This window comes from Streptomyces katrae (assembly GCF_000966975.1).
Lineage (GTDB): Bacteria > Actinomycetota > Actinomycetes > Streptomycetales > Streptomycetaceae > Streptomyces > Streptomyces katrae.
In genome coordinates, this window is record NZ_JZWV01000137.1 from 1 (window position 1) to 3,001 (window position 3,001).

The following is a 3,001-nucleotide window of genomic DNA, read 5'->3' on the forward strand; positions in this document are numbered from 1 at the left end:
AGAGGCAAAGGCCCGGATCCCAAGGATCCGGGCCTTCGTCGTTTCCGCGCGTCACCCGACCGGTCCGGCCGGGTCGCCGGGCGGGGCCCGGGACGCCAGCCTGGAGGGGCGGGGCTTCCGGGCGGCAGGAGAGCGGCGTGGGGCTGGGCCGGCAGAGCGAGGGTCGGAGCGGGGACGGTGCCGCCTGGCAGGTGGTGCGGGTCCTGCCGTTCCTGCTGATCCTCCTCGGACTGGTCTTCGACCTGCTGACCCCGCCCCGCTTCACCGGCGCGCCCTTCTTCACCGCCGCCCCGCTGATCGCGGCCCCGCTGTTCAGCCTCGGGGCGACCGCACTGACCGGGATCGCCTCCTCGGCGGCGGTCGTGGGCCTGCACCTCTACAACGGCACCAGCTGGCGGGCGGAGGCGCTGACCGAGCTGGTGACCGTGCTGACGGTCTCCGGGCTGGCCCTGCTGATCAACCGGGTGGTCCGGCGCAGCGGCGAGCGGCTCGCCTCGGCGCGGGGGATCGCCGAAGCCGCCCAGCGGGCCGTGCTGCCGACTCCGGCGGAGCGGATCGGCGGGCTGCACGTCGCCGCCCGGTACGAGGCCGCGCAGGCGGACGCCTTCATCGGCGGGGACCTCTACGCCGTGCAGGACACCCCGTACGGGGTCCGGCTCGCGGTGGGCGACGTACGGGGCAAGGGGCTCGGGGCGGTGGAGGCCGTCGCGGTGGTGCTGGGGGCCTTCCGGGAGGCGGCGGAGACCGAGCCGACCCTGGAGGGGCTCGCGCGCCGCCTGGAGCGGGCGCTGGCCCGCGAGGGGACCCGGCGCGAGGGGCTGGACGCGGAGGAGGGGTTCACCACGTGCGTGCTCGGGGAGGTCCCGCCCGGCGCCGAGCTGCTGAGGCTGGTCAACCGGGGGCACCCCGAGCCGCTGCTGCTGTACGCGGACGGGGGCCTGGCCGTACTGGCCCCGGCCGAGCCCGCGCTGCCGCTGGGTCTGGGCGAGCTGGCCGCGGGGCCGCCCGGCACGGCCGGGGAGTGGCCGTTCCCGCCGGGCAGCACCCTGCTGCTGTTCACGGACGGGCTGACCGAGGCGCGGGACCGCTCGGGGGTCTTCTACGATCCGGCGGTCCGGCTGCGGGGCCGGGTCTTCTCCGGGCCGGACGAGGTGCTGAGCGCGCTCAGCAGCGACGTGCGCCGGCACACGGGCGGCGGGACGACCGACGACATGGCCCTCCTGGCGGTGGGGCGGGCCGGCGAAGGGCAGCCGGAACGGAGGCGGACGGTCCCGGTGGTGCGCCGCGAGGAGGGCTCCGGTGACGGTGCGTAGCTCATGAACCGCTCTGCGCAAGGTAGTTGACGGTCAGTCATTTGGCCACTGTGGCTGGAGTGGTGGGGGAGTGGTTGGGTATTTGCCCGGATTATTGGCTTGCGCGCCTTATGTAACGGCCAAAGTTGTTCGGGGGGTGGCCGATTGACGCTAACGATCATTCGCGTCAGCTTGGAATCACTCCCCTACGTCTATTACCGTTTGATAACGCAGCGCGGTCGTCCAGCCGTCGGCACGACGGCACCCGTGTGCGTTCTCGTCCTTGAGGAGCGTGCCCCCGTGGCCTCCAACTCGCCTGCCCCCGAAGGCATCGAACTCCAGGAGACGCCCGGAGCGGGCGCCTGGGGCGAGTGGAATCCCACGGAGGACTCCGCACGTCCGCTCCGCGGCAAGCACCGGGTCCTCAAGCCGCGCGGCGGACTCGCCCGCACCTCGACCGTGCTCGGCGTCGGCGTGATCGCGGCGGTCGGCGCGGGAGGCATCGCCACCGCGCAGGACCGCCCCCAGGTCGCCATATCCGTGCCCTCCCTGCCCGACCTGCTGGGCGGCGGGGACCGCGCCGCCGCGGCCGCCGCCCACGCCGACTCCGTGGCCGTGCCCCGGCAGGCCGACGGGCAGGAGGCCGTCCGGACCCAGGGGCACGCCGACGCGGGCGAGGCGCTGCGCCACCGCATCCTGCAGCAGGCCGAGTCCCAGCAGGACGCGGCCGAGGCCCAGGCCCGGGCGGACGCCGAGCGGGCCGCGCGCGAGAGCGCCGCGCAGGAGGCCCGCAGCCAGAAGGAGGCGGCCGAGAAGGAGGCCGAGGCGGTCCGCGCGGCCGCCGAGAAGGCCGCCGCCGAGAAGGCCGCGGCGGACCAGGCGGCCGCCGCGCAGGCGCAGACCACGGGGGCCGCGGACACGGGATCGGGCGGCGGTCCGTCCGTGAAGTCCTCCGGCGGCTGGTCCCTGCCGACCTCCTCCTACACCCTCACCTCGCACTACGGCGACTCCGGCTCCATGTGGTCCTCCGGCTACCACACCGGCCTCGACTTCGCCGCGCCGACCGGGACCCCGGTCAAGGCCGTGGGCGGCGGGACGGTCGTCTCGGCCGGCTGGTCGGGGGCCTACGGCTACCGGATCGTGCTCCGCCTCGATGACGGCACCGAGATCTGGTACTGCCACCTCTCCTCGATGTCGGTGACCTCCGGGTCGGTCGGCGCGGGCGAGACCATCGGCCGGGTGGGGGCGACCGGCAACGTCACCGGAGCCCACCTGCACCTGGAGGTCCGCAAGGGCGGATCGACGGTCGACCCGCTGGCCTGGCTGACCGCCCGCGGCCTCGACGTCTGACCCCCTCCCCTCCGGGTCACACCGGGGCGGCGGAGAGTTCCGCCCGCCTCGGGGCCGGTACGGCGACCGGCAGGGCCCGCCGTGCGTGCCGTGCGGGGGCCGCGGCCGGCGGACCGGGGCGCACCGGGAGCAGCTCCTCCAGTACCGCCGCCCGGGCCAGGGCCGGCCCGGCCGTTCCCCGGCGCAGCCAGAGCCGGCGCAGCAGTTCCCGTTCCCGCTCCGCGAAGCCGGGGTCGCCGCCCGGGCCCGCGTGCCGGGCCTGCCGGCGCAGCAGGGCCAGGGCGGCGGCGTCCGCCGCGTACCGGGACACCGCCCGGGCGGCGGGACGGCCCCCGGTGCGGCGGGCCAGGGCCCGCGCC

Annotated in this window: 2 protein-coding genes and 1 pseudogene; 2 read left to right on the forward strand and 1 reads right to left on the reverse strand. The window is 76.2% G+C overall.

Going from position 1 to position 3,001, the window contains the following annotated elements:
• Positions 1 to 143 precede the first annotated feature (143 nt).
• Both VR44_RS07235 and VR44_RS07240 read left to right on the forward strand, forming a co-directional pair.
• Positions 144 to 1,313: a PP2C family protein-serine/threonine phosphatase gene (locus VR44_RS07235; RefSeq protein WP_052713497.1), complete on the forward strand. Its 1,170-nt coding sequence runs from the start codon at positions 144 to 146 to the stop codon at positions 1,311 to 1,313.
• A 279-nt stretch (positions 1,314 to 1,592) separates the two neighbouring features.
• Entirely contained in the window at positions 1,593 to 2,642 is a 1,050-nt protein-coding gene (locus tag VR44_RS07240) for a M23 family metallopeptidase (RefSeq protein WP_045946543.1), read from the forward strand.
• Positions 2,643 to 2,658: 16 nt separating this feature from the next.
• Here the strand turns inward: VR44_RS07240 and VR44_RS07245 are convergent.
• Positions 2,659 to 3,001: pseudogene (locus tag VR44_RS07245) on the reverse strand (PrsW family intramembrane metalloprotease); the annotation flags it as partial.